A 20851-nucleotide genomic window follows, 5' to 3' on the forward strand; every position below is an offset into this window, starting at 1 on the left:
GCCCGTCGGCCTGTCGCAGCGCACCGTGACGACCCCATACTCCAGGACCTGACGAACCGACGGGTGAAGGAGCACGGTGAGCGCAGCGGCGGCGGCAGGGACATGGAAGCTCGGAGACCTGGAGGTGAATCGCATCGGCTACGGCGCGATGCGGCTGACGGGCAACGGCATGATGGGGAACTCCGACGGCACGCCGATCGACCGCGATGTCGCCGTCGGCCTGCTGCACAGCGCGTTCGAGCAGGGGGTCAACCACGTCGACACGGCCGCCTTCTACTTCTCGCCGCTGCGGTCCGCGAACGAGCTCATCAACCGTGCCCTCTCGTCCTGGTCCGGCGATGTGGTCGTGGTGACCAAAGTCGGCCCGGCGCGTGATTCCTCCGGCGAGTGGCTCTACGCGGTCCGCCCCGACCAGTTGCGCGGTCAGGTCGAGGAGAACCTGCGCCAGCTCGGCCGGGACCACCTGGACGTGGTGAACCTGCGCGTCGGCGGCCCCCGCACGGCCTCGGTCGCCGAGCACTTCGGCGCCCTCGCCGAGCTGCGCGAGGCCGGCCTGGTCCGGCACCTCGGGCTCTCCGCTGTCCTGCCCGGGCACGTGGCCGAGGCCCAGAAGATCGCGCCCGTGGTCTGTGTGCAGAACTCCTACGGCCTGGACTGGCGCCGCGCCGACGAGAGCGGGCTGGTGGACCTGTGCGGGGAGCAGGGCATCGCCTTCGTCCCGTTCTTCGCGGTCTCCGGCGTGCGGCGCGAGGCAGCCGCAGGCCAGGAACACGACGCACGCGTCCACTCCGTCGCCCGTGCCCACCACGCGACGTCGGCCCAGGTACGGCTCGCCTGGACCCTCCACCGCGGTCCGCACGTGCTGGCCATTCCCGGCACCACGAACCCGGCACACCTCGCGGAGAACATCGCCGCCAGCACCCTGCGACTGACCGAAGAGGAGTTGGCCGTCCTCGACAAACCGGACGAGGGCACCGTTTCTACCTTTCCGGAATAGCCGGGATATTCTCCCAGGTGAGACAAGAAGCCTGGCCTGCGCGGCGAGTGCGAGACCAAAGGATGTGTTGGCCCGCCCGGTGCTACGGCGAGGTGGGCAGGTTCGGGGAGCGGAGTACGAGCAGGGTGATCTCGCTGGGGGCGAAGACGCGGAACGGCGGGCCCCAGAAGCCGGTGCCGCGGCTGGTGTAGAGGAGGGTGCGGGTGCCGTGGCGGCTGAGGCCGGCGACGGCGGGCTGGTCGATGCGGACCAGGTGGTGGAAGGGCCAGATCTGGCCGCCGTGGGTGTGGCCGGAGAGTTGGAGGTCGATGCCGTCGGCTGCCGCCCGGTCGACGAACTTGGGCTGGTGGGCCAGGAGCAGGACGGGGAGGTCGGGGTCGGCGCCGTTCAGGGCTCCGGCGAGGTGGGCGCCGTGGCCTGCCAGGCCGGAGGACTCGGCGGTGACGTCGTCGACGCCGGCGACCACGAGGGTGTCGCCTCCGCGTTCGAGCAGCAGATGGCGGTTGCGCAGCGGCTCCCAGCCCAGCTCGCCCATCAGGTCGACCCAGCCCTGGGCCTCGCTGTAGTACTCGTGGTTGCCGGTGACGTACACACGGGCGTGGGCGGCCCGCACGGTACCGAGCGGTACGGCCTGGGCGCGGCGGCGTTCGGCCGTGCCGTCCGCGATGTCGCCGGTGTGGCAGACCAGGTCGGCTTCGAGAGTGTTCACCGTCTCGCACACCCGCTCCGACCAGCGGGCGCGATCGAGCGGGCCGTAGTGGGTGTCGGTGATGAGGGCGACGCGGATGCCGTCCAACCCGGCTCCCAGTCGCGGGAGTTGCACGTCGAGGCGGCGCACGCGAGGCACGCGTCGGGCCTCGGCGTACCCCCAGGCGAGCAGCAGGGCGGAGAGGCCAAGGACGGCCCAGGTGACGATTCGGGCCCGGTCCTGGCTCTCGCCGACGCCGGCCACGGTCAGGACGAGCCGCAAGAGGACGCCGAGCAGCACGGACCAGGTGAACAGAACCCAGCTGGTGCCCAGCAGGGTGTCACCGACTATCGCCGCCCGGTCCTGCTGGCGCCGGCCGTGGCCGCGCACCATCGCGAGCGGCATACCAACGAGGCCGAGGGCGAACAGGGCGGTGCCGACCAGCGTGACGGACAGCGGCCAGTGCTGGCCGGCGTGCAGGAGCACCCAGCAGGGCACGGCCCACAGCAGGACGGGGGCGATCAGGGGGATGTAGCGCATCAGTCGATGTAGTCGGCTCTGTTGCGGAGCTTGCGCTTCGCTGTCGGCGTGTCGGGTGTCGCTGGTGTCGGTCACGCTTCCCCTCTCTGACCAGGCTGCCGTCTCGCGCACTGTATCCGGTCGTCCTCGGGCCGGCCGGACGGGCGCTCATGGGTGCGGCCCCGGGGGAGTGAAGGGTTCTCTGCGGGATGGCAAGACTCCGCCGCAGACGCCTTCACTGGGAGTGGCCATTGTGTTGCCTACGTATGGGCGACCCAGGGACAGCGGAACGTGTGGCGACCCGAACCGATCTCGAACGGGTCCCTGCCGTCGGGGAGTTGGACGTCGGCCCGGGTGTTCGGGGGCACCAACGCCTCGACGACGAGGATGTCCCCCTTGGTGCCCTCGACGCGCCAGCCCGCCTCGGCCCTGCCGTACGGGGTGTCATGGGCCGCCCTCGCCCACGTCAGATCGCCACCCGGGACCGGGGCGATGCGCAGCCGTCGCCAGCCGGGTTCGGCGGCGGCCAGGCCCGCGACCGTACGGTGCAGCCAGTCGGCGACGGCGCCGAGCGCGTAGTGGTTGAAGGAGGTCATCTCGCCGGGGTTGACGGTGCCGTCGGGCAGCATCGAGTCCCAGCGTTCCCAGACGGTGGTGGCGCCCATGGTCACCGGGTACAGCCACGAGGGGCAGTCCTTCTCCAGGAGCATGCGGTAGGCGAGCTGCGGTTCGCCGGCCGCGCACAGGGCGTCGCAGATCAGCGGTGTGCCGGTGAAACCGGTGGCGATACGGAAGGACGCGCGGCGCACGATGTGGGCCAACCGTTCGGCGGCGCCACGCCGTTGACGTTCCGTAGGTAGCAGCGAGAAGGCGAGTGCCAGCGCGTACGCGGTCTGGGTGTCGGAGGCCAGCCGGCCGTCCGGCGTGACGAAATGGTCGGCGAGCCGCTCGCGTACGGCCTGTGCGTGCGCGCGGAAGCGGACGGCGTCGTCCTTGCCGGCGGCCAAGTGCCCGGCGCGGTACAGGAGTTCGGCGGTACCGGCGAGGACCTCGGCGGAGCGGATGACGTACGCGTTGGCGACGAGGTCGCCGTCGGTCCGCGACTCGCCCGGACGGTCCGGCGGTGCCTGCGGGTCGAGCCAGTCCCCGAGCTGGAAGTCCTGCCGCCACAGCCCGTCGCCCTCGGCGGTGAGCCGGATCGTGGCCTCGCCCCAGGCCCGCATGCTCGGGTACTGGGTGCGCAGCACCTCCAGGTCTCCGAATCGCCGGTACAGCGTCCATGGCAGGAGCACGGCGACATCGGCCCACACCGCCTGGGCACCCACGCCCTGAAACGCGGCTGGCAGCACGTCGGGGACCACGAGGGGCGGTACACCGTCCGGCCGTGCCAGCTGTTCCGCGGACAGGTCGCGCAGCCAGCCGGTCAGCATGCCGGAGCAGTCGTGCAGGAAGGACGCGGTCGGCGCGAAGACCTGGATGTCGCCGGTCCAGCCCATGCGTTCGTCGCGCTGCGGGCAGTCCGTGGGGATGTCGAGGAAGTTGCCGCGCATGCCCTGTACGACGTTCTCGTGCAGCCGGTCGACCAGCGGATCGGAGCACTTGAACCAGCCGGTACGGGCCATGTCCGTGTGGAGCACGATCGCTTCGATGTCGGCCGGATCGAGTGGTCCGGGCCAGTTACTGATCTCCGCGTATCGGAAACCGTGGAAGGTGAAGTGCGGTTCGTACACCTCGACGTTCTCGCTCCCTTCCACGCCTCCGCCGCGCAGGACATAGGTGTCCGTGGCGCGGGCGATCCGCAGGGGGCGGGTGCTCGGTTCGCCGTGCTCCAGCACTTCCGCGTGGCGCAGGGTGACCTCGTGGCCGGCGGGGCCCGAGACCCGGATGCGCAGTCGGCCGACCAGGTTCTGTCCGAAGTCCAGGACGGTCTTCCCGGACGGTGTCGTGATGACCGCGACCGGCGCGACTGTCTGGGTGCGTCGCACGGGAGGACCCGTCGGTGCGACCAACTCGGCACGAATCGGCGGGAGTTCCCGGACCGGTGCCCAGTCGGACGCGTCGTGCCCCGGCGCGGACCAGCCCGGCCGCTCCCGCCGGGCGTCGTAGGCCTCACCGTCGTAGATCTCCGAACGCAGCACGGGACCCACCGCCGTGCGCCAGTGCTCGTCGGTCACGACCGTCTCGGCCGTACCGTCGACGTACACGATCTCCAACTGGGCCAGGAGCGCGCGGTGTTCACCGTAGATGTTGCGTCTGCCGCCGTGGAAGCCCAGACGTCCCGTGTACCAGCCCTCGCCGAGCAGTAAGACGGCGCTCGACGCCGACATGAAGATCGTTCCGGGTGGCCCCACCCGGATCACGGGCGCGGGTTAGACATCCAGCACGACCAGACTGTTGATCAGACCGCGCACGCCGACGCCCTTGGCGATGGCCTCCACGAGGTGAACCTGGTGGCGAGCTTCTACCAGAGCGAGGTCGTCACCAAGGCGCCCCCGATGGTGTTCTCGCCGGTCCGTAGGAGTGGGGTGATGTCGTAGGTCTGGTAGCGCAACCGGTGCGCGTAGGAGGTCCAGCCGGGGGCGAGGACGTGGTCGCCGACGGGCTCCCCGTTGATCTCGGCCTCGTAGACGCCGTACGCGGTGATGTACAGCCGGGCCGAGGCGACGTGACCGGTGAGGGCGAAGTCGCGGCGGAGCAGCGCGACGGGCAGCGGTTCCTCGGCGGGGGCGCGGTCCGGGGTGACAGGGCGTGCCGTCCAGTCGGTCGGCTCCAGGAGTCCGGTCTCCGCGTGGGCGGTCGGCGACCAGGGCGACGGCTCGTCCTCGCCCTCACCCCAGACGCGTACACGTACGCCGACACGGTCCCGGGAGCCGAGCCGGGGCCCCGGCCAGGGGACGAGGACCGATTCGGCGGACGCCACACGTCCGGTGTCGGCCGTCACCGTGCCGTCGGCGGCGGTGATCTCCACCTGATGGGCGGCCTGCCGCCAGTCCGCGGCGTCGGTGACCCTGCGCCAGCTCAGGCGGGGCGCGGACTCGCCGATGCCCAGCGGCTCGCGATGGTGTTCGAAGGCGGGTGGTGTGACATGCACGGGCGTCAACTCCGGCTCGGGTCGTGGCAGATGTACACCCGCGGGGCACCGCCCTCGTCGGGTACGGGCTCCCCGGCGGTGGCGCGCACGCCCTCGCGGACGGTCTCGCCGGTCCGGGGGTCGACCACCCGGTAGGGGAGCGGGACGTTCACCGGATCGGTGATGAACAGCGGGCCGCCCACCTCCGCGTAGCAGAGGTACAGCACGCCAGGGACGGACAGCCCCCGGGGCGCCAGGGCGGACCGCCAGTCCGGCCGCATGTCCGTCAGCGGAAGGCCGTCGAGGATGCGGGAGACGAGCCCGACGTGGCGCGAGCCCTCGAAGTCCAGCGCCTCCCGCCAGCCCGCGCCCTCGGCCAGGAAGAACTCCTCGTGCCCGGGTTCGGCGGCGTGCAGCCGCCACTGCCACAGGCTCGCCGCGCCGTACACCACGCCCATCGTGCCGTCGGCACACAGGTTGCTCCAGGCCTCGTGCCCCTGCCACCAGCCCGCGGCCCGGCCGGGGCGCCCGGTGTTCTCGTACGTCGGCTCGCCGTTGGCGACCGCCTTGGCCGGGGTGTTGCGCCACATGTCCGCGACCCGTTCCTGGACATGCCCGCCCATGTGGCCGGTCTGGCACCACTGGAAGTGCAGCCAGGCCTCGCTCTGGTGGGCGCGGTTGTCGGAGTGCGGACGGTAGTGGATACCGCAGGGCTGGCCGTAGCCGTCCCAGCGGCCGACCTCGGCGCCGCCCGCCGCGATCTGCGGTTCACCGCCCTCGCCGTCGGCACCGACCAGGTAGACGACGGGGCCGGCGCCGTAGCGGGCGACCAGATAGCGGCATTGACGTCCTCTCCAGCCCGAGGACTGGAGATTCCGGCCCGTACCGCTTCGCGGTACCACCTCGGGTTCCTGCTTCACGGGTCCGCGCCGGTCTGTGAGGACCGGTCTTACCAGACCTCCACAGGCCTGACTTCCCGCCCGTCCGGCGGTAGGTCCGACAACTGCCTTGTCGGACCAGCCGATAGTGCCATGGTTCTGCCGCCCTCCGGGCCTCCAGGGCGAGGATGCCCTGCATCTCCACCCTGAAGGGTGGGGCACTGGGCAAGTGTTCGGTAGCGCTCGTACTCCTGCGGTGGAACCACCGGACCTGCCACGCCGAGGCCCTTCCAGCCGAACCCGTGGAAGAGCGGCTGGAGTACTGAAGCCCTTGGCCCGCCGGTCGGCGGCGTACCGCGTGACCTGCTCTTCGGTGGCCCGCCAGGGCAGGGCCCAGGCGGTGTCGCCGACCAGCAGCGCGGACGTCCCGTCGGCGTGCACCAGGCTGCGTCCGCCGGGCGACATCCGCCGGAAGCCGTGCCGGTGGAAGGCGTTGCCGTCGTCCGCGGCGGGACGGACGACGAGCGCTCCGCCCTGCCCGGACAGTCCTTCGTCCGCGACGGAACAGCCGCTGCGCCAGGTCCAGCGGCCGTCCGTCTCGACGGAGGCGAACCGGACCTTCCAGACCCGGCCGCCGTCCCAGAAGGCCGGGCGGCGCAGTACGGTCCCGGATTCGTGGGTGAACTCGGCCCATACGTCGACGTCCGTGTAGGGGTTGGCGTAGTCGCGTGTGCCGGTCAGAGTGAACTCGGTCTGCTGCCAGGGGGCGATCACCGTTTCCACTCGTGGAGTGGTCATGAGCGGCTGACGGCGATGTCGGCCGTGAGAGGAAGGCTCGTCGACGACGGCCCCGCCTCCAGGGTGAAGGTCCCCGGCTCGACGGCCCAACCGCCCGCCTCGGTGTCCCAGTGCCGCAGCGCCCGCGCGTCCAGGGTCACCGTCGCGGCGACCTCCTCGCCGGCCGCCGCCTCGACCGTGGCGAACCCGGCCAGCCAGCGGACCGGTCGCTCCACACCACTGCCCGGACGACCGGCGTACACCTGCACGACCTCCTTGCCGTGCCGCGTGCCACTGTTACGTATCCGTACCTCCGCCGTGAAGCCCGCCTCGGGCCGCACCTCGCCGGGGACGTCGAGCGAGACGTACTCCCAGGTGGCGTACCCGAGTCCGTGGCCGAAGTCGTACCGGGGCGGCTGCCATCCGGCACGGCCGTCGCCCCGGTAGCCGATGAACAGCCCCTCGTCGTAGGCGAGGACGCCGTCGACCGGCTCGGTGGCGGGCAGCCCCCGCTCGGACGCGGGCCAGACCGTCGGAAGCCGTCCGCCCGGCTCCGCCACGCCCAGCAGGACATCGGCGAGCGCGTTGCCGAACTCCTGCCCGGGGAACCAGGCGAGCAGCACCGCCGCCACCTCCTCGGCCCAGGGGAGCAGCACCGGGGCCCCGGAGTTGACCACCACGACGGTACGGGGGTTGGCCTCGGCGACCCGACGGACGAGTTCGTCCTGCCGGCCGGGCAGGACCAGGCTGTCGCGGTCGAAGCCCTCGCTCTCGACCTCCTCGGTGGTGCCCACCACGACCACGGCGACCTCGGCCGTGCGGGCGAGTGCCACGGCCCGCTCGATCTCCTCGTCGTCGCTGCCGTGCGGCGGCTGTAGGTTGAACTGGAACACGGTGACCGCGTCGCCCATGCCGTCGCCCGTGGCGGCGGAGTCGATGTCGTGGGTGAGGACGACCTCGGTCTCCTCGCCCTCCGCCAGCTCGACGGTGTGGAGGCGCTGGGGCGGAGTCATCAGCCCCTCCACCAGGTCCGCGCCCGGCGGGAGTTGCAGGCGTACGTCGAACACCTCCACCCCCGCGACGGACAGCCGGAAGCGTCCGATGCCCGAGCCGCCGATCGCGTACCGGCCGGCGTCGGTCGCGCGGACCACGGTGTGCACCTCCACCCGGGCGACCTGGTCGGTGGGCACTCCGGGGCCGTAGGACCCCATCCAGGTGTAGGCGGCCCCGGCACGGCGCTCGGAGCCGAGCAGGGTGCCGTCCGAGGCGAGGAAGCGCACCTCCGTGCCCTCGCCGGAGCCGTCGGGGTGGCGGAGGTAGGACAGTGCCGCTGCGGGCGTGCGGGTCTGCGGGGTGACGCCGACTCCGTGGGTGACCTCGACGCCGTCGCCCAGCGCGGTGCGGAGGCCGTCGAGGGGGGAGACGGTGTACGGCGGGAAGACGGTGGCGCTGCCGCCGCCGAGGGTCCGGGCCACGGCGGCGTTGGGACCCAGCACGGCGACCCGGCTCAGGACCGTGCGGTCCAGCGGCAGTACGGCGTCCTCGTTGCGGGCCAGCACGAACCCGGCGGCGGCGGTCTCGCGCAGCCGGGCCGCCACCGACGCCGTGTCGTACTCCGGCGGCCGGGCGGTGGCGGGCACACCGCTCAGCGCGCCGACCCGGGCGGCGAGCCGCAGCAGCCGCAGCACCTTGTCGTCCACGAGCGCCTCGTCGACCTTGCCCTTGCGCACCGCGGCGACCAGCGCATCGCCCCACGGACCGATCGGGCCGGGCATCACCAGGTCGAGCGCGGCCCGTGCGGACGGCTCGGTGGTGCGCACGGCGAACCAGTCCGACATGACCAGCCCGTCGAAACCCCAGTCGTCGTGGAGTACCTCGCGCAGCAACGGGCTCTCGGTCATCGGGTGTCCGTTGACCCCGTTGTAGGCGGCCATGACGGCCCAGACGCGGGCCTCGCCGACGATCCGCTCGAACGGCGTCAGGTACAGCTCGCGCAGGGCGCGCTCGCCGATCCGCGCGTCGACCGTCATCCGCTCGGTCTCCGAGTCGTTGCCGACGAAGTGCTTCACGGTGGCCGCCACCCCGCCGCCCTGCACACCTCGCACATAGGCGACCCCGATCCGCGCGGTGAGCAGCGGGTCTTCGCTGAAGCACTCGAAGTGCCGTCCGCCGTAGGGGGTGCGGTGCAGGTTCACGGTGGGGGCGAGGAGGACGTCCACGCCCTTGCCGCGCGCCTCGTGGGCGAGCAGTCCGCCGAGCCGCTCGACCAACTGCTCGTCCCAGGTGGCGGCCAGCGCCGTGGGCGAGGGCACGTTGGCGGAGGGGCTGCGCTCGTCCCACAGCTCGCCGCGGACTCCGGCGGGTCCGTCGGAGACGACCAGCCGGCGCAGACCGACGGCCGGCTCCGGGTGGAGGGACCAGAAGTCCGCGCCGGTCAGCAGCCTCACCTTCTGCTCCAGGGTGAGCGCGCCGAGGCGCCTGGCGAACTCGGCTTCGTCAGTCGCGGACGGGGTGTCGGTGGGGGTGGGCTGCCGGGTCACGGCGTCCTCCTCGGAGAAGTGGGGTCGGCGGGGGAAAGGGGCATCACAGGGCGTCGCTGTCGCGCTCGCCATCGCGCTCAATGAGCACCCGGACGTCCCAGGGCCCGAGCACGAGCGGGCTTCCGGCGGCGAGTGGCTCACCGGTGAACAGGTCGCGCACGTCCACTGGCAGGCGGTAATCGACCGGTTCCCAGGCCCAGTTGTGGACGAAGCGCAGGACGGCGCCGTCCGCGGTGGCGGCCGAGGTGCAGGTGACGGACGCCGGCCGGTCCGCGCGCCAGGCGTCGGAGGGAAGCGAGACCGCGGCGACCCATTCCGCGAGGCTGTGCGAGAGTTCACGGTCCGGGACGGTGCCGACGTACGTCACCCGGCCGGCGTCGTACTCATGGGTGGTGACGGCGGCGAACTGGCCCAGGTGCGGGTGCTCGTACCCGGCGAGGACAGTGGCGCCTTCCGGGATCAGCCCGTCGGCCCATGCGGTGGCGTGCCCGTGCAGGGCGGGGCCGTGCGACGTCCCGTCCCCTTCGGCGATCGTGACCGGGGTCAGCACATTGGTGAACTCCTGGTAGTACGCGCCCGCGGCGGGGCGCAGCACTCCGGGCATGACCTCGTGCCGGGCGACGGCCTCCTCGTCGGCGTAGCCGGTGCGGGGAGTGAGGACGAGATGACCGCCGGCCTCGGCGTACCGGCGCAGCAGATCGAGGGTCGCGTCGTCCGCGACGTACAGCGCGGGGACGACCAGCACCGGCCACCGGTCGACCAACTCGCGGGGACTAGAGGGGAGTTGCTCCGGGGAAACGATGTCGACGGACAGCCCGGCGTCGAACAGTCCCCGGTAGAACGCGGCGACGATGCGGTCGTAGGACTGCGGATCGCCGAACCAGGCAGGGGTGTTGCCCCGGAGCGGTGCCATGAACTCCATGGCCCAGCGGCTGTCGGCGGACAGCAGCATCGCCACGTCACTGCGCGGCCGCAGGCCTTCGATCGCGCTGCTTGCCCGCCGCAACTCCTCGGCGATCACCGAGAGCTCCTGGTACGTCCGGCCGGGTTCCAGGCTGTGGCCGAGGATGCCGCCCCAGTAGGTCTCGGCGCCGTAGTGCAGGGAGTGCCAGTGCCAGTACTCGATCATCCTGGCGCCGCGCGCGACCATGCTCCACACGGCTTGGCGGGCCTGGCCCCGGTAGAGCGGGAAGTTGTCCGCGGATCCGCCGATCGAGGTGGCGTTGGTCTCCATGACGAGGAAGGGTTCCTGGCGGACGCCGCGCGCCATGTCGTTCTGGAGGTAGAGCCAGGCGGGTCCTGACCAGGGGACGAAGAACGGATGCAGTCCGTCGGCGGGCTCGTCGGGACCCGGCAGGGCCAGCCCTTCCTGGGTGGCGTAGTAGATGTTCGCCCCGGCGACGTCGAGGGGCCGGCCGATGGCCGAGATGTCCAGGCCCTGCTGGCCGAGGGCGACGCAGGTGGTGACGAAGTGGTGCTCCGGCGCGAGGCCGCGGACCAGCTCGGCGTGCCAGGTGATGTACTCCTGGGTCAGCCGGGACTGGTAGCGGCGCCAGGCGAGGTCGTACGACGGGGTGGAGTTGCCGTCGGGGGTCCACAGGTCCGCCCAGTCCTGGAGACGGTGGGACCAGTAGGTCAGCCCCCAGCGGCGGTTGAGGGTCTCGACGTCGCCGTAGCGTTCGCGGAGGTGGTCCAGGAAGCCCTGGAACACCGAGTCGTTGTGGAAGAGGCGCAGGCCGGGCTCGTTGTCCACCTGCCAGCCGATGACCGCCGGGTGGTCGGCGTAGCGCCCCACGATCTTGCGGACCAGCCGCTCGGCGAGATGCCGGAAGGCGGGGTGCGAGTAGTCGGCGTCCTGTCGCATGCCGTACGGGATGGCCTCCCCGGTACGGGAACGGGCCGCCGTCTCCGGGTACTTGCGGCGCAGCCACGGCGGGACGGCGTAGGTCGGGGTGCCCACGATCGCCTTGATGCCGCGGTCGTGGGCTGCGTCCAGCACCGGTTGCAGCCAGTCGAGGTCGAACTGCCCCTCGCGGGGTTCCCAGGTCGACCAGACCGACTCGCCGACCCGGATGACGCCGAACCCGGCCTCGGCCATCAGGTCGAGGTCCTGCGCGAGCCGCTCGTAGGGCTGGTACTCGGTGTAGTAGGCGGCTCCGAAGAGCATGCGCGGGAAGAATGTGCCCATGCGGTACTGGTGACTTCCTGTCAGATGCCGGTCGGGTGTCTCGGACGGGATGACGGCGTCAGTCCTCGCCCCGGTATGCGAACTTGTCGAAGGCGACGGTTCCTTCGGCGGCGTACATGCCGACGACACGGCCCGTGAAGGACGCCGAGGTCTCGGCGGAGACATAGCGGCCGTCGAGCACCGCGAGTTCGACCGGTCCGGTGCCGGAGTCGGCGGACAGCCGGACCAGGTCCGGGCCCAGGGCGTCCAGGCCCATGCCGCTGACCGGCTCGGTCTTGATCTGTACGGTCACCGGTCCCGGCGGAACCGGCTGTTCCCAGGTCTGGCAGAGCCCGCCCACCCGGGCGCGGGCACGGGCGATACCGGCCCCCACCTCGATGTCGTAGTGGTGGCGTTCGTCGATCCGCAGGCTCAGCCCGCCGACTCCATCGGTGCTGTCCACCCGGACCGCGAAGACGGCCGACCGGTGCTGCTGGCGGCGGCCGACGAACCGTGGCCGCGGGTCGTCCATGGCGGAGCCATCGGCGTGCACGACGAGGTGGCCCGGGCGCTCGGCGAGCGAGGACCAGTCGGCGGCCGGTGTCCGTATCGAGAGCCATTCCGGGCCGAGTTCAGTGCCGGTGAAGTCGTCGTGGCGGATGACCGGTCCGGTGGGCGGGGTCAGCTCGACCGGCCGCACCACCGGCCAGCCGTCGACCCACTCCAGCGCGGTGCTGAACGTCTCCCGGCCCATGGCGGAGAAAGCCCTGGTCAGGCCCCCGGGCCGCATACCCAGCAGGATCAGCGCCCAGCCTCCGTCGGGGGTGCGTACCAGGTCGGCATGCCCGGTGTTCTGGACCGGGCGGGCGGTGCTGCGGGCGCTGAGCACCGGGTTGGCCGGGCAGCCCTCGAAGGGACCGTCCGGGCGGGAGCCACGGGCGATGCTCACGGCGTGCCCGCGCTCGGTGCCGCCCTCGGCGATCAGGAGGTACCAGGTGCCGTCGATCTCGTACAGGTGCGGCGCCTCGGGGAACATCAGTCCGGTACCCGACCACAGCGACCGGGGTTCTTCGAGGGCCTGGCCCGTCTCCAGGTCCATGCGGACCTGCTGGATGCCCAGATGCTCGCCGGCCCGGTCACCGTCGAGCTGGAGACCCGAGTAGGTGACGAAACAGGTGCCGTCGGAGTCCCAGGCGAGGTCCGGGTCGATACCGGACACTCCCTGCATGACGATGCCGTCGGACCAGGGCCCCTCGGCCCGGTCGGCGGTGAAGATCAGGCTGCCGCGGCCCATCGCGTCGGTGACGACCAGCCAGAAGCGGCCGTCGTGGAACCGGATGGTGGGCGCCCAGGCACCGCCGAGCGTGGGGACCTTCTCCACCGCGAGCTGCCCCGGGCGGGTCACCACGTTGCCGATCTGCTCCCAGTGCACCAGGTCGCGGCTGTGGAACAGCGGCAGGCCGGGGAGGTACTCGAAGCTGGAACAGGTGAGGTAGTAGTCGTCGCCGACGCGGGTGATGCTGGGATCCGGGTGGAAGCCGGGGATGGTGGGGTTGGGCAGGATCATGCTCGGTCTCCCGACGTGGAGGCGATAACGGAGGTGTTCGAGGGGGTGTCGGCCGCCATGGCCGCCGCCAGACGTCGCCGCTCGGCCCGGCGCTCCGCCTGCCGCTCCGGGTCCGGCACGGGCGCGGCGAGCAACAGCCGCTGCGTGTAGGGGTGTTCGGGTGCGGTGGTGACGGTCGCCGCGTCCCCGGTCTCGACGATCTCCCCGCCGCACATGACCGCCACCCGGTGGCTGATGTGCCGGACCACGGAAAGGTCGTGCGTGACGAAGAGGTAGGCGACGCCGGTGCGCTCCTGGATCTCGACGAACAGGTCCAGGACCCGGGCCTGGGTCGACAGGTCCAGTGCGCTGACCGGCTCGTCGCAGACGATGACCCGCGGGTCCCGGGACAACGCCCGTGCGATGGCGATGCGTTGGCGCTGGCCGCCGGAGAACTCCCGCGGCAGCCGCTCCCCGGCGTCGGCGGGCAGCCGGACCTGGTCGAGCAGGTCCTGCACCCGCTTCTCGGCATCCGTCCGCGAGGTTCCCGCGACTCGCAGCGGCTCGCTGAGGATGTCGGTCACCGTCATCGCCGGATTGAGCGAGGTGTACGGGTCCTGGAACACGACCTGGATGTCGTCGCTGAGCGCCCGGCGCTCCTTTCCGCTCAGGCCCGAGATGACCCTGCCGCGGTAGCGGACGGTGCCTGAGGTGACCGGGGCCAGTCCGAGGACGGCCCGGCCCAGGGTGGTCTTGCCCGATCCCGACTCACCGACCAGCCCGAGGGTCTCGCCGGCGCCGATGGTGATCGACACCCCCTTCAGCACCCGGAACGGCGGCTTGCGCCAGCCTTTCGACGGGTACTCCACGACCACGTCGTCGGCGGCCAGCAGGGGTTCCGCCGGGAGTTCCTTGTCCAGTGTCCCGGTCATGCCGGACCCTCCTGACGTGCGGTGTTCATGCTCGTCGCCACGCTCGCCGGCACGGCGGGGCCGTGCGCGGACCGTGGTTCGGCGTCCTCCAACGTGGATGCCAGGAGCATGCGGGTGTACGGGTGCCGCGGCTCGGCGAACAACTGCCGTACGGGGGCGGACTCCACCACGGCACCGGTCTGCATCACCGTCACCCGGTCGCAGATGTCTGCCACCACACCGAAGTCGTGGGTCACCAGGATCACGCCCATGTTCCGCTCGCGCTGCAGGGACCGGATCAGGTCGAGCACCTCGGCCTGCACGGTCACGTCGAGCGCCGTGGTCGGCTCGTCGGCGATCAGCAGGTCCGGTTCGCAGGACACCGCGCCGGCGATGAGGACGCGCTGCGCCATACCGCCGGAGATCTGGTGCGGATAGGAGTCGAAGACCCGTTCCGGGTCCGCGATGCCGACCCGTTCCAGCAGGCCGAGGGTCTTCGCCTTCGCCTCGGCCGCCGACAACCCGAGGTGCCGGCGCACCGGTTCGACCAGCTGGGAGCCGATACGGAAGGAGGGATCGAGGTTGGACATCGGCTCCTGCGGCACATAGGCGATCCGACGGCCGCGGTACCGGTTCAGCTCGGCGCGGCCGAGCCCTCCCAACTCCTTCCCGTCGAACACCAGTCGGCCGCTGGAGACCCGGGCCTCCCTGGGCAGCAGGCCGAGGACGGCGAAGGCGGTCTGGCTCTTGCCCGAGCCCGATTCCCCCACGAGTCCGAGGACCTCACCCCGGCGCACCGTCAGGGCGACACCGTCGACGACGGTCTTCTCTCCCTCGGCCGTCGGATAGGAGACCTTCAGGCCTTCGAGGACGAGCAGCGCGTCGCCGGCCTCGGACGTCTCGGCGGTGACAGGCGGCGCCTTCTTCTCCGCGCCCCGCTTGCGGGCGGCGGTACCGCGTGGCCTCCGCGCCTTCACCGCACTGCCGTCCAGCGCGTCCCGCAGGGCGTTGCCCAGCAGTCCGAACGCGGCGACGGTCACCGCGAGCGCCACTCCGGGCCAGACCATCAGGACCGGCTTGGTGTAGATGTTCGCGAAGGCGTCGTTGAGCATGGAGCCCCAGCTCGCCTGGGTCGCCGAACCCAGGCCGAGGAACTCGAGCCCGGACTGGATGACGATGCCGAGACCGAGCATCTGGGCGGCCTGGATGATGGTCGGCGCCTGCACGACGGGCAGGATGTGCCGGCGGATGATCCGGGGGTCGGCCAGGCCGGAGACCCGCGCCGCGTCCACGTACAGCTCCTCGCGTACGGAGATCACCGAGGCGCGGATCAGCCGGAACACACCCGGTGACATCAGCACGCCGAAGACCGCCATGGCGATGTACGTGTTCTGCCCCACCGCCGACATCACGACCAGCAGCACGATGATCGCCGGTACGGCCATCAGCAGGTTCGCCAGCCAACTGCTCACGGCGTCGAACCACTTGCGGTAGTACCCGGCCACCAGACCGGCGGGAACACCGATCACCAGGGCGACGGCCACCGCGAGCAGGGCTCCCAGGAGGCTCGTACGAGTGCCGTAGAGCAGTCGGGCCAGGACGTCACGGCCGACGCCGTCACCGCCCAGGGGATGGTTGCCGCTCATCGGGGCCAGACTGCCGGTCAGCGAGGTGTGAGCCGGGTCCTGGCTGGTCAGCAGCGGCGCGAACAGACCGGCCAGCGAGATGAGGGCGAGGAGGACCAGACAGGTCACGGCCACCGGGCTGCGCAGGAGCCGGCGCGGGAGTCCGGCCCGCCCTGATGCTGCGACGGCCACCGTGCGTGCCGTTTCTTCGGGTTGAGGCAGCGTCATCCGACACGCACCTTCGGGTTGAGCCATCCGTACGCGAGGTCCATCAGGATGTTCACCACCACGACGAGGGCGACCATCACCACGACGACGCCCATGACGACCGGGGTGTCGCCCTGGGATCCGGCGGTTGTGGCCTGGCTGCCGATCCCGTTGAGGCCGAAGACCTTCTCGACGACCACCGCGCCGCCGACCAGGCCGATGAACTGGAGGGCCAGCACGGTCAGAGCGGCCGGGGCCGCGTTGCGCAGGGCATGCCGGAACAGCAGGCTCCGTTCGCTGATGCCACGGCTGCGGAGGGTACGTATGTAGTCCGCGCGCAGCACGTCGACCATGGAGCCTCGCACCTGCTGGGCGGTGGCGGCGATCGCTCCGACGGAGAGCGACAACGCCGGGAGGGTGATCGACTTCAGCCAGCCACCCGCCGAGTCCGCCAGCGGAACGTAACCGGTCGCGGGCAGCCAGCCCAGGTCGACGCCTATCACCACGGCGAACACCAGGGCGACCAGGAAGCTGGGCACGGCGAACCCGAGGACCGCGAGCAGCTGCACCACCTGGTCCAGTGCACCCCGGCGGACCGCGGCGGCCACTCCCAGCACCGTGCTCAGTACCGCCGACAGCAGCAGCGCCGCCAGCACGATCGACAGCGTGACCGGCAGCTTGTTCTCCAGCGAACTCGTCACGGACTCACCGCTGAACCACGAGCTGCCGAGGTGGCCGTGCACCGCATCCCCGAGCCAGTGCCCGTAGCGGACCACGAAGGGCTGGTCGAGCCCGAGTTCGGCGGACTTGGCGGCCACCTGTTGCCGGGTGGCGGTCTGCCCCACGATCTGGCGCACCGGATCGGAACCGGTGAGACCCATCAGCGCGAAGGTCGTGGTCGCGATCACCAGGACCAGGACCAGCCCGGCGGCGATGCGCCGGACCAAGAAAACAATCATCAGTCTCTCCACCTTGCCTTTCCCTGACCGGTGTTGATCGGCGGCCGGGTGGGAGCGGGGCCACCACCTCCGCCCGGCCCGTCGCCCGGGTCAGCCGGCGGGCTTGAAGTTGTAGATCGGCGGAACGGCGGCGAACGCCTGCGGGGTGAAGGTGACGCCCTTGGTCGTCGCGTAGGTGGCCTCCACGGAGTCCCAGGGCGCGTTCCACGCCTGGTCGACGAGGTAGGTGTTGAGCTGCTTGAACAGGGCGTCCTGGGCGGCGCCGGTCGCCGAACGGGCCTTGGTGATCAGGTCGGTCACCTTGGCGTCCTCGGTGTGCAGCGGATTCCACAGCGCGCTCTTGCCCACCTCGATCTGGATGGTGTCCCAGGGGCGGAAGGAGGCCAGGGTCATGTAGGACAGGGGGTACTTGCCCGCGAGGAGGGCGCTGATGAACTGGGCGACCGGGATCTTGTCGACCTTGACCTTGATCCCGATGTCCTCCAACTGCTGGACCATGGCGGCCTGCTGGTCCGGGAAGACCGCCGAGACATCCGGGACGGTGACCGAGAAGCCGTTCGGATAACCCGCCTCCGCCAGCAACTGCTTGGCCTTCGCCGGGTCGTAGGAGTACTTGGAGTTCAGCGCGTCGTCGAAGGCCGAGCCCGCCGGGTTGAAGATCTGGGTCGTCGCCTTGCCCAGCCCCTGCTTCGCCGTCCTGACGATCGTGGAACGGTCGAAGGCGTAGTTCAGGGCCTGGCGGACCCGGACGTCGCCGAGCGCCTTGACGATCTTTCCTTCGCGGTCCCAGATGTACACACCCTCGACGTCACCGGAGGTGTACTTGGTGACGTTCAGCCCGCTGCTCTTGGCCGGCGCGATGTTCTTGGCGCTGGCCAGCAGCGCGCCGTTGACCTGCCCCGAGCGCAGCGCGTTGAGCACGGCGGTCGGGTCGGTGAGCGGCTTGAACACGATCTTGTCGAAGGGGAAGGCGGCCTTGTTCCAGTACCCCGGATTGCGTACGAAGGTGTACGTACTGCCCGCCGTGGTGGCGGACTTGTCCAGCGTGTACGGGCCGGAGCCCACCGGGTCGGTCTTGATCGTCCCCGCGGTGATGGCCTTGGGGCTGGCCATCATGCCGGCCACATTGCCGAGGTTCGGCACCAGCGAGGGGTCGGGGGCCGAGAGTTTGACCGCGACCGTGGTGGCGTTGACGACGTCGACGCCGCTGATGCTGGTGAGCTGGCCCGCCGCCTCGCTGCTGCCCCCCTTGGTGTGCAGCAGATTGGCCTTGACCGCCGCCGCGTCCAGGGCGGTGCCGTCGGTGAACTTGACGCCGGTGCGCAGAGTGAGCGTAAGTACCGTGCGGGCCGCGTTGTACGACCACTTGGTGGCCAGGTTCGGCTTGACCTCGGCCGTCGGGGACAGCCGGAACAGCGAGTCGTATACGGGCTGGTAGTACTGCGCGTTGTTGCCGAGCCCGGCGTCGGCCAGGTCCCACGGCTGCGCCGCGACCAGGGGGGCCAGGGTGAGGGTGCCGCCGGTGGCCGCTTTGCCCGAACCGGAACCTGAGCCCGAGCCGCACGCGGCCGCGGACAACATCAGGGCCGCGGATACGGCCGTCAGCGCGATTCTTCGCATGGGTACTCCGCTGGTGAGTTGATGACCGGGCGGCGTCGGGCATCGAGCCGCCCGCAAGGGCCTCGGAGGTAGTGGGAGACCAGGTCCTGATGCGGCCAGGACCGCTCTTGGCGGTCAGCCGTTCCTGGCGGGAGGGGTTTTGTCTCCACCGTTTGCGATGGGTTGAAACCAGCCACTGATACGTACAAGTGAAACGTATGCGTAACGTAGCCCCGCCCTTGGCGGGCCACAAGACCCTTGCATCAAGCGTTTTCCGGAAAGCCGGAAATCGGGGGAGCGGCGGCATGGCGCGCCGAGGGACGATCCTGGCCGGAATCCGCTCGGGGCGGCCTGGCCGGGCCTACGCGCGTGGGGCCCGGCTCACGTCCGTCAGGCCGACTCGCGTACGACCAGGCTCAGCGGAGTCACCTGGGGCGACGTCGGCAGCGGTCGGCCGGTCACGCCACTGACGATCATCCGGGCCGCGCGGCCCACGACGACATCGAGGTTGTTGTCGATGGTCGTCAGCGGCGGCATCGCGAAAGGTGCCAGCTTGTCGTTGTCGACACCGATCACGGCCAGGTCGCCGGGGGCCGAGAGGCCCACCCTGCGCATGCCCGCGAGGAGGGCGAAAGCCGTCTCGTCGTTGTAGGCGCACACCCCCGTGACGGCAGGGACGGCCGAGTGCCAGTGCTCGGCCGCCGCGGCGGCGGCCGAGATGTCGAGGGGCACTTCGAGCCGGACGGGGGGTTCGAGGCCGAGTTCCGCGCAGGCGGCACGGGCGCCGTCGAGACGCAGGGTGAAGAAGTCCTGGAGCCGGGGATCCCCGGGAGCGGCATAGCCGATACGCGTGTGCCCCGTCGCCGCCAGCCGCTCGACCTGCATCGTGCCGATGAGACGCTGGGGGACGGTGAGGACGCCCGGAGTGGCCGACGGGCTCGTCCCGGCGCTGACCACGTGGATGCCGGCCGCCCGCATGTTCGCCACGTCCTCGTCGGGGACGTCGAAGGCCGTCATCACGGCCGCCGGCGCGAGTTCCCGCCACAGCGATTCGAGTGGGGTGTGCCGCTCGCGCCGTGTGACGAGGTTCAGGCCGTGGCGCTCCAACTCGTCGCCGAGCAGCTCGACCACGGCCGTGATGGTGCCGCCGATGGGCACGTCGGGAAGGAACATCAGCACCAGATCGCTGCGGCCCAGGCGGAGCGCGCGTGCGGCGGCCGACGGCTTGTAGCCCAGTTTCGCCACCGCATCCAGCACCTTGCGCCGGGTCTGTTCGGAGATCTTCTGGTGCGGCGCGTCATTCAGTACATAGCTGACCGTGGTCTGTGAGACCCCTGCCTCCTTGGCGACGTCGGTCGCCGTCACGCGGCCGGTCCTGCGCGCCATGGGAGCCTCCTGGGAACATCTTGGACAAGCCGATACAGCGCGCCCGACTCAACGGCGAGCGTCACTGAATCGTAACAGTGAGGATGCGGCGGTGTCCGAGGACTCGGACGCCCCACCGAGAGAGCCAGGCATGTCTCTCCGCAGGTGCGCGGTGCGCACGGTCGTCGTGGTCCGCGGTGACCACCCGACCGGCTCCGCGCCGAGAGCGCCATCCAGATCCTGTCGCCGGTAGCGGGGGCCACGGACGGACGGTCCGATACGATCCTGCGATGCGTCTGACGAAGTACGGTCACGCGTGCGTGCGCCTCGAGGCCGAGGGCCGCTCGCTCGTCATCGATCCAGGCATCTACACCGAGCCGGAGTCCCTGTCCGGAGTTGCGGCGGTGCTCGTCACCCACGAGCACGACGATCACATCGACGCCGACAAGCTCGTGGCGGCGCGGGCCGCCAACCCCGGTATCACCGTGCACGCCCCCGCCGACGTCGCGGCCGCGCTCGGCGACTGGGCGACGCCGGTCGCGGCGGGCGACACGATCTCGGCGGGTGGCTTCACGGTGCGCGTCGTCGGCGGCCGGCACGCCGACATCGTCGACGGGCTGCCTGGATGCGCCAACGTCGGCTTCGTCGTCGACGGGGTCTACCACCCGGGCGACTCGCTGTTCGTCCCGGACGAGCCGGTCGAGACGCTGCTCGTGCCGGTCGCCGGGCCGTGGCTGCACCTCGGCCTCGCGGTGGAGTTCACGCGGGCGGTCAAGCCGGGCCGCGCGATCGCCATCCACGACGCCACGGTGAACGAGCGCGGGTTCGAGAACGTCGACTGGTGGCTGGCGAACCACAGCGGCGCGCCCTACACGCGCCTGCTCCCCGGGGCATCGGCCGATCTCTAGCTAGTAGTGCTTCGTTAGGTTCTGGTTCTGCTGGTCGGTAGGGGTCGGCCGCAGGTGGTGCAGGTGCCGGCCCAGCACCTGAGCAGGTCCTGAAG

Annotated in this window: 14 protein-coding genes; 2 read left to right on the plus strand and 12 right to left on the minus strand. The window is 71.0% G+C overall.

Annotated elements, in window-relative coordinates; translation table 11 throughout:
- The first annotated feature begins 76 nt into the window (after positions 1-76).
- A complete protein-coding gene (locus ACGFZQ_RS48000; protein WP_393845831.1) occupies positions 77-997 on the plus strand; it encodes an oxidoreductase in 921 nt (306 codons plus the stop codon).
- An 82-nt stretch (positions 998-1079) separates the two neighbouring features.
- Here the strand turns inward: ACGFZQ_RS48000 and ACGFZQ_RS48005 are convergent, their stop codons facing one another.
- The 12 genes from ACGFZQ_RS48005 to ACGFZQ_RS48060 form a co-directional block, all read right to left on the minus strand.
- Positions 1080-2300, minus strand: coding sequence for a metallophosphoesterase (locus tag ACGFZQ_RS48005; protein WP_393845832.1), 1221 nt, complete (start codon positions 2298-2300; stop codon positions 1080-1082).
- Positions 2301-2464: 164 nt separating this feature from the next.
- Positions 2465-4531 carry a family 78 glycoside hydrolase catalytic domain gene (locus ACGFZQ_RS48010; protein WP_393845833.1) on the minus strand — a complete coding sequence of 689 codons (2067 nt, stop codon included), beginning with the start codon at positions 4529-4531 and terminating at the stop codon, positions 2465-2467.
- Positions 4532-4665: 134 nt separating this feature from the next.
- A complete protein-coding gene (locus ACGFZQ_RS48015; RefSeq protein ID WP_393845834.1) occupies positions 4666-5295 on the minus strand; it encodes an alpha-L-rhamnosidase N-terminal domain-containing protein in 630 nt (209 codons plus the stop codon).
- A gap of 5 nt (positions 5296-5300) precedes the next feature.
- Positions 5301-6950 carry a DUF4038 domain-containing protein gene (locus ACGFZQ_RS48020; RefSeq protein ID WP_393845835.1) on the minus strand — a complete coding sequence of 550 codons (1650 nt, stop codon included), beginning with the start codon at positions 6948-6950 and terminating at the stop codon, positions 5301-5303.
- Positions 6947-9469 carry a beta-glucosidase gene (locus ACGFZQ_RS48025; protein ID WP_393845836.1) on the minus strand — a complete coding sequence of 841 codons (2523 nt, stop codon included), beginning with the start codon at positions 9467-9469 and terminating at the stop codon, positions 6947-6949. The genes ACGFZQ_RS48020 and ACGFZQ_RS48025 overlap by 4 nt, the downstream gene beginning before the upstream one ends.
- A gap of 43 nt (positions 9470-9512) precedes the next feature.
- Entirely contained in the window at positions 9513-11657 is a 2145-nt protein-coding gene (locus tag ACGFZQ_RS48030) for a beta-galactosidase (RefSeq protein WP_393845837.1), read from the minus strand.
- A 58-nt stretch (positions 11658-11715) separates the two neighbouring features.
- Positions 11716-13203: a glycoside hydrolase family 43 protein gene (locus ACGFZQ_RS48035; protein ID WP_393845838.1), complete on the minus strand. Its 1488-nt coding sequence runs from the start codon at positions 13201-13203 to the stop codon at positions 11716-11718.
- Positions 13200-14114 (minus strand): ATP-binding cassette domain-containing protein, encoded by a 915-nt coding sequence (locus ACGFZQ_RS48040; protein WP_393845839.1) that lies wholly within the window; start codon positions 14112-14114, stop codon positions 13200-13202. The genes ACGFZQ_RS48035 and ACGFZQ_RS48040 overlap by 4 nt, the downstream gene beginning before the upstream one ends.
- Positions 14111-15946: a dipeptide/oligopeptide/nickel ABC transporter permease/ATP-binding protein gene (locus ACGFZQ_RS48045; RefSeq protein WP_393845840.1), complete on the minus strand. Its 1836-nt coding sequence runs from the start codon at positions 15944-15946 to the stop codon at positions 14111-14113. The genes ACGFZQ_RS48040 and ACGFZQ_RS48045 overlap by 4 nt, the downstream gene beginning before the upstream one ends.
- Complete coding sequence (locus ACGFZQ_RS48050) at positions 15943-16884, minus strand: ABC transporter permease (RefSeq protein ID WP_393845841.1); 942 nt, start codon at positions 16882-16884, stop codon at positions 15943-15945. Before ACGFZQ_RS48050 ends, ACGFZQ_RS48045 begins: the two co-directional genes overlap by 4 nt.
- Positions 16885-16974: 90 nt before the next feature.
- Positions 16975-18504 (minus strand): ABC transporter substrate-binding protein, encoded by a 1530-nt coding sequence (locus tag ACGFZQ_RS48055; protein WP_393845842.1) that lies wholly within the window; start codon positions 18502-18504, stop codon positions 16975-16977.
- 369 nt (positions 18505-18873) lie between these two features.
- Positions 18874-19869 carry a LacI family DNA-binding transcriptional regulator gene (locus ACGFZQ_RS48060; protein ID WP_393845843.1) on the minus strand — a complete coding sequence of 332 codons (996 nt, stop codon included), beginning with the start codon at positions 19867-19869 and terminating at the stop codon, positions 18874-18876.
- Between the two features lie 269 nt (positions 19870-20138).
- Between ACGFZQ_RS48060 and ACGFZQ_RS48065 the strand changes: the two genes are divergently transcribed.
- A complete protein-coding gene (locus tag ACGFZQ_RS48065) occupies positions 20139-20756 on the plus strand; it encodes an MBL fold metallo-hydrolase (protein ID WP_393845844.1) in 618 nt (205 codons plus the stop codon).
- Positions 20757-20851: the final 95 nt, after the last annotated feature.

The sequence above is a fragment of the Streptomyces sp. NPDC048254 genome (assembly GCF_043201895.1).
Lineage (GTDB): Bacteria > Actinomycetota > Actinomycetes > Streptomycetales > Streptomycetaceae > Streptomyces.

What these genes read in the sequence shown, in the direction of transcription:
- ACGFZQ_RS48010 (WP_393845833.1), bottom strand. Translation starts at nt 4,531, where the DNA reads ATGTCGGCGTCGAGCGCCGTCTTACTGCTCGGCGAGGGCTGGTACACG.
- ACGFZQ_RS48020 (WP_393845835.1), bottom strand. Translation starts at nt 6,950, where the DNA reads ATGACCACTCCACGAGTGGAAACGGTGATCGCCCCCTGGCAGCAGACC.
- ACGFZQ_RS48030 (WP_393845837.1), bottom strand. Translation starts at nt 11,657, where the DNA reads ATGGGCACATTCTTCCCGCGCATGCTCTTCGGAGCCGCCTACTACACC.
- ACGFZQ_RS48035 (WP_393845838.1), bottom strand. Translation starts at nt 13,203, where the DNA reads ATGATCCTGCCCAACCCCACCATCCCCGGCTTCCACCCGGATCCCAGC.
- ACGFZQ_RS48040 (WP_393845839.1), bottom strand. Translation starts at nt 14,114, where the DNA reads ATGACCGGGACACTGGACAAGGAACTCCCGGCGGAACCCCTGCTGGCC.
- ACGFZQ_RS48045 (WP_393845840.1), bottom strand. Translation starts at nt 15,946, where the DNA reads ATGACGCTGCCTCAACCCGAAGAAACGGCACGCACGGTGGCCGTCGCA.
- ACGFZQ_RS48050 (WP_393845841.1), bottom strand. Translation starts at nt 16,884, where the DNA reads ATGATTGTTTTCTTGGTCCGGCGCATCGCCGCCGGGCTGGTCCTGGTC.
- ACGFZQ_RS48055 (WP_393845842.1), bottom strand. Translation starts at nt 18,504, where the DNA reads ATGCGAAGAATCGCGCTGACGGCCGTATCCGCGGCCCTGATGTTGTCC.
- ACGFZQ_RS48060 (WP_393845843.1), bottom strand. Translation starts at nt 19,869, where the DNA reads ATGGCGCGCAGGACCGGCCGCGTGACGGCGACCGACGTCGCCAAGGAG.
- ACGFZQ_RS48065 (WP_393845844.1), top strand. Translation starts at nt 20,139, where the DNA reads ATGCGTCTGACGAAGTACGGTCACGCGTGCGTGCGCCTCGAGGCCGAG.